The following is a 6,317-nucleotide window of genomic DNA, read 5'->3' as shown; positions in this document are numbered from 1 at the left end:
ATAATTCATGAGGACACTTCTTTTACTTAAGCATACTAATCCTAAGAGGCTTATAGCGTTAATCTGCCCTTGAGCTTAACTGAAAGACAGCCAAACTTTTTAACCTGATGTCTACTTGAGTATCATTCTGAGTTCTATGGGGGGTGACTCAAGACAAAATTATGCTTCCAATTGCGTTGAAGAAAGCGTAAAAACACCTTACAATATACGCCACACTTTTGGGTAAATAACTGATCCCTTTATGGGTTAACTCATAAAATATCCCCTCCAAAAGTCACTTGAACGCTCCTGATTTTATGAGGGTTTTTAAGTGTCTACTTAAAGGGGATAATACCATTCTGCAACTTTTTTCCGTTAATGTTCTTGATACTTTCAGAATGCTACCTTACTAGACTTCGTCTATTTCAATGAAATTTTAAATTTCGAATCCACCTCACCTGCAAATACAATGTGGCCGTTTTCTGGTAAGACAACCTCATACTTACCGCTGACCACGGTGTGATTGATACACACACCCTTTTGATCATATACGGCAAAGGCGCCATTTGCAGGCATTTTCACCGTCATGACTTTACCTTTTACCGTTGCTGGTATCGAAAACCATTTGGCATAACCGTCTGCTTGAATCGTAGTTTCAGATTGTTTGCCCGAATAGAGTGGTTGTACAAATTCCTCACTGGCATATACGCTACCTACCGCTGTGATGTACTCTACTCCGTTCTTTTCAGCGAAATAAATCTCTTTTGAATCACGTCCAGCCATGCCAGGGATTTGCAGCTCAGTGACTGCTTTGTTGGCTCCAACAATCTTACTATTGGACATATACCCTGGACTCTCTTCGTTCATATGAAAAGAGAGAATTGGTGATGAATGGAGATACACCGTTGATGTATATTTCTGATTGATCACGTAATATCTTTTACCTTCACGCTTTTCCCATGAGGCGGTAATATCTTCCGATAATTTATTAGCTTCCAGTTTCTCCGCCGTATATTCTGAGAAAGCCAACTGTCCAAGTCCTGGCAAGGATATATAAGATCGAGACCAAAGATACGTACTTCCATTCTGCTCCGTAACAAATTTCAACTTTTCTGTACCTGCATCGTTAACAAAAGTACCATCCGCTGTATATGTGTATTCTTGAGCCGGATTACTCGGAGCTGTGAGTGAGGATACAGTCAGTTGTCCAGCATGATTCATTTCGATCTTCTTAACCGAATTATTGGCACCATATATGCCGGCATACGTGCCTATTTCTTTAGGCATATCTGCCTTCACTGGCACCCCAAATGATTTTTCCGGCTTCCGTTCTGTAATAATACCTTTTTCCTCAAGTGCGCTGAGTAACAATTCACTCGCAATGAACTGATCCTTGGCACTTGTCCCACCTGATGAGGTAACGGCTGCAGCAAGATTGTATTCCGGCAGTACGATTAATGAGGAGTGATACGATATCGTATCTCCACCTTTCGTAATGGCCTTGATGCCATATTCACTGAATGGGAACAAGTTCACACTATCCCAACCTAACCCGTAAGATATGGAAGTGTCGCCATCCTCCGGCCACATGCCTCTTTTGTATTCTTCTTGCGCCATGGCTTCGACCGACTTACTGGAAAGAATACCTTCGACCTCTCCCGTAAAGATTCGTGAGAATTTCACAAGATCTTCAGCCGTGGAATAAATGCCCCCAGTAGCGATGATATTATAATTCTCTTGTGGAAGCTGACCTTCAACCAATGGAGAATAGATTCCCGCCATGTCTGCCGGGTCTACCACATCCTGTGGTGTTTTGGTATGCTTCATGTCCAGAGGTTTCGTAAAAGATTGGTGTATAAATGCGGTAAAGCTCACGCCACTCACACGTTCAACCATAATCTCTGCTAATGTAAAACCGTCGTTACTATACACCGAGTATGCGCCGGGACTAGCCTTTAGGTTTTGATTCGCCAATTGCTCCAGAAACGTATCATGTGAATACGTATCATTATCCCCGTACAATGTGGCATTGCTGCCAGTGCTGCCCAGCAGACCGGAGGAATGATTCAACAGCATGCGTGGTGTAATTTGGGTGTAGCGATGATCTTTCATCTGAAATTCAGGTATATAGTTCACAACAGGCAGATCCAAATCAATTTTCCCCTGGTCAACAAGCTTCATCACAGCGGCTGTAAGAAACATTTTGCTAGTTGATCCAATGCCATAGAACGTATTTGAAGTAAGCGGTACCTTGTCCTTTAGATCGTTCTTACCTGTCTGACCAGACACCACAATCTCTCCATCATCGATTAATGCATATTGCACACTGGTTGTTCCGTACGTCTCTGTAAGGATCTTTGCTTTCTCCGCTACTATTTTCTTGGTTGGTTCATACGTCAGATCGCTGTTTTTACTCGTAGCTGGTGCAGCCATGACTGACATTGGAGCTAACATCGTTAGCACCAGCGTTAAGGTGGTGATTGAAGTTCGTTTTCCCTTTTGTCGTCCCATTCACATCATCTCCTGAGTTTACATGTTTGTTTTGGTTGATTAGAGCTCTTCTGGGTCTACAAATTTCACCTCCGGATACAAGTCGTTCGGTCCCTGAATCAGATCTCCACCCGTTCCTTTCAGTTGCTTGTTAAAGAAATCGAGTACATATTGGTTTACGATGTTTGACCCTCTTTTACCATTGATGTCTCCTGTGATCCCGGACAGTTTAATCAGCTCCGAATAGAATTGAAGGTCCGTGAAATTGAAGTGTTGGGTTCCTTCTATATAAATCACACTTCCCCCCTGATTGATCACATTTTTCATAATGTGCAGCTCATCTGAAAGAGATTTAGTTACTTCGTCATCCGAAGCTCTATCCTTTTCAAAATTGGCTAACCAGTCTTCAAAACTTCCCGACCTGATAAACATAAACGGCTTGTTTATATCATCTCTATTTTCCACTTCATATAGCGACCCATCCATATTAACACCGGCCTTGATTCTCTGATCTAAATACGTTGCATTAAACGCGGTTGCCCCCCCAAAAGAATGTCCCATCACGCCGATGTGATCTAGATCAATTTTTCCTTTAAACTGACTTTCGATTGCACCTGAATTCAGCTTTTCAATTTGATTGATTACAAACTCCACGTCTTTCGTCCATATATTCCCTGTTTTTGTACGTTCATCTAGTGTAGTCGTACTTTTTTTGTAATCCGTTACACGGCCATCTGGAAAAAGGGTAGCAAAGGTGCTATACGTATGATCGATGGTGAACACGACAAAACCATGACTGGCCAGATTCTCGGCCTGTGATGCATGTAGAACTCTACTGGTTCCCATGCCATGAGATAGCAGTACCACGGGATAAGGACTTGCAGAAGGTAATAATTCTACATTTTCATAAGAGTTGGTTTGACTATACTTCCAGTAGTCGAGCACAAATTCAGGCAGTTTTAAAGAAGTAGAGAAGCTCTGAATATACTTTTTGAACATTTCTTTATCTTTTGGGAACAGCGTGTCACGCTTATTATTATTCATGTTCTCAGTAGGATACCAGACTTGGACCATTAGCTCCCTCTTATCGCTTTGATCTTCAGTGAATACTTCATCTCTGTTCTGATCTGTAAAATGAAATGTTTGAGTACCTACTTTCTCTGGACCATCAAGCTTCGGCAAATTAAAGACTGGTAAGTATACAGACAAGACAGTAGAACCAACAAGCAGAATGACGATTAAGGAAGATAAACTATATTTCAACAGCTTCCCTATTTTTAGATTGTTCATCTTTTGGGAATGTCTCAATAAAACGATGATTATGAATAAGGCCGTCATGACATATACCAAAAGCAACTGCCATCGGTATCCTTCAACCAACAATTGAACTACGAATATAACACTACTTCCTATACCCAAACCCAATCCTGTTTTCTTAGCACTTCGTTTAATAAAAAGTAGGTTTACGAGTAAAGCAAAACAGGACAGAACTAAAAGTATCTCAAATAATCTCATTTGAATTCCTCTCTCTCTCTCTCTCTCTCTCTCTCTCTCTCTCTCTCATCACGGCAACGGCCGAATTAATCATATTATGGAAAAACCGTCCTACAGGACGGTTCTTCATATTCTTTAATGCATATCTGTTAAGTCACGAGTATACTTTTACACCCTATTTATTTCGCTTCGTTCATAAAAGCTCTAACGTCTTCAGCTATTTCTTTGAATAACGTATGGTGCAAGTAATGTTCGCCATCCATGGTGATTACTTTCCCATGTACCGAATCTTTGATCTGCCCTTCATGCAGCGGTATCCATCCTTCTACACCTTCATTATTTGCTTGTACAAACAGAAGAAGTGGAAGATCTTTAGGGAAGGTTAAACCTTGAGCACCTTTAAAATTGGAATAAATATGATCCATCTCGTTTAATGACGTAGGATTATACATGTTTTTATTCGAGATCATTTTCATCTGCTCAACCGTCTGATCATCAAATGCAAGCCCCTCATAGGGGTCAGCACCCGCACTCATCATTAATCTTAAGAGACCTGTATTTCGGAGAAGAGCAAACGTTTTTAATGGGAACTTGGCATCTGTAATACTCGGTTGTGTTGAAACACTGCTATCAATACCGACAAAAGCAGTTACCTCATCCGGATATTTGTTCACATAGTCAATGCCGTAAATGCCTGCAATGGAGTGACCCATGAGCATGTACTGATGAATATCAAGTTGTTGCAGAGCTTCATGAACTTCACTTACGATATTCTCTGTGGTTCTTTCTTTTTCAGTTTCATCACTTAATCCATAACCAAATGGCTCAACAGCAATAACTTTGTAATATGGTGATAATTGATCAATAAGCAACTTGAAATCAAGCGCTGGTGTTGCGGTTCCATAACCAGGCAGAAGCACAATCGTTTCCTTGCCTTCACCCTGAATGAGCACATTCATATTTTTCCCGTCTACAGACACATGCTGACCATAAGGTTCTATCTTTTTCGCCTCTGAATTGCTACTGACCACATTGGTGATATAAACAATACCTAGAAAAAGAATAATGGCGATTAAGATTGCTCCTAGTACTTTAAGTATAATATTTCGTATCTTCTTGACCCTGGTTCTATTCTTGGCTTTCTTTCCTTCTGGTTGTGTCAATCTGATCTTCTCCTGTCTTGAACTGTTTGTTCGGTTGTCTTCTCTGCTGCTAATGAAATCTTATCCAATGAAAATGTACTCTCCATGACGTCAGTATGAACTGAATATGAACAAGCAAGAAAATGTTGCGACGTTACTGGCACGGGAGCCTATACCTGATGGAGTTATTGAACTCCCACCATAAAACTCCTTAATTGTTCAGCTATTTCTTTGGCATGGGAACGGTATAAATAATGATTTGCTTCCAGCAGAACCATTTCACCACGCACAGAGTCCTCTATTAACTTCTCGTGTTCAGGAACCCAATTGTCCACTGCCGGATGATTCTTTTGTACAAAGAAAAGAACCGGGAGATTGACAGGCAACGTTAGCTGTTCAGCTGTTTTAAAGTTGGAATACATGCTTACAATCTCGTTCAATTGAGTTGGATTAAACATGTTCTTTTGTATCAAAATGTTCAATTGTTCTTTGGTTTGTTCATCATACGGTAGCCCAGCATATGGATCATCACTCATTTTCAATTGCAAACGTGGGAAACCCAAGTTACGGTACCATTGAATCGGTACGATTTCTGATGCTTCAACCTTCTGTTCACTAATCGCGGGAACACTGGTGTCCAGCCCAACGTATGCACTTACTTCATCTGCATATTTGTTCACATAATCCAGACTATAGATGCCCGAGATGGAATGACCCATCAAGATGTAACGATCAATATGTAGACTCTGTAACGCTTCATGAATTTCACTGACGATATTCGCTGTACTGCGTTCCTTTTCGGTCTGATCGCTCAACCCGTAACCAAAGGGTTCAACCACGACGACTTTATAATATGGAGATAACTCTGAAATAAGTGGCTTAAAATCAAGTGCAGGTGACGCCGTTCCAAAACCAGGCAGAAGCACAATCGTTTCCTCACCTTCACCTTGAATAAACACATTCATATTTTTCCCGTCCACAGATACATGTTGACCATACGGCTCCATTCTTTTTTGCTCCGAATAACTACTGATTTTGTTAACGGTATACACCGTGGCTATAAAAAGTAGGATTACGATAACGATTGCGCCAAACACTTTAAACAAGATGCTTAACACTTTCTTTGTTTTTGTTTTACTCTGCACTTCTTTCTCTGCTTGTTGATTCACATTCATCTGCTCCTATCCTCATCTGTGTTTATTGGCCTAACAG

At 40.8% G+C, this 6,317-nt stretch carries 4 protein-coding genes; all 4 read right to left on the bottom strand.

The features are described from left to right. Window positions 1–399: 399 nt before the first annotated feature. Entirely contained in the window at window positions 400–2,490 is a 2,091-nt protein-coding gene (locus tag OM416_RS24805; RefSeq protein WP_264934033.1) for a serine hydrolase domain-containing protein, read from the bottom strand. Window positions 2,491–2,529: 39 nt separating this feature from the next. Continuing rightward, complete coding sequence (locus OM416_RS24800) at window positions 2,530–3,984, bottom strand: alpha/beta hydrolase family protein (protein ID WP_264934031.1); 1,455 nt, start codon at window positions 3,982–3,984, stop codon at window positions 2,530–2,532. A 158-nt stretch (window positions 3,985–4,142) separates the two neighbouring features. Continuing rightward, complete coding sequence (locus OM416_RS24795; protein WP_264934029.1) at window positions 4,143–5,126, bottom strand: alpha/beta fold hydrolase; 984 nt, start codon at window positions 5,124–5,126, stop codon at window positions 4,143–4,145. A gap of 164 nt (window positions 5,127–5,290) precedes the next feature. Continuing rightward, window positions 5,291–6,280, bottom strand: coding sequence for an alpha/beta hydrolase (locus OM416_RS24790; protein WP_264934027.1), 990 nt, complete (start codon window positions 6,278–6,280; stop codon window positions 5,291–5,293). Between the last annotated feature and the right edge of the window lie 37 nt (window positions 6,281–6,317).

The sequence above is a fragment of the Paenibacillus sp. LS1 genome (genome assembly GCF_026013365.1).
Lineage (GTDB): Bacteria > Bacillota > Bacilli > Paenibacillales > Paenibacillaceae > Paenibacillus.
This window is presented reverse-complemented; position numbering and strand designations above follow the sequence as displayed.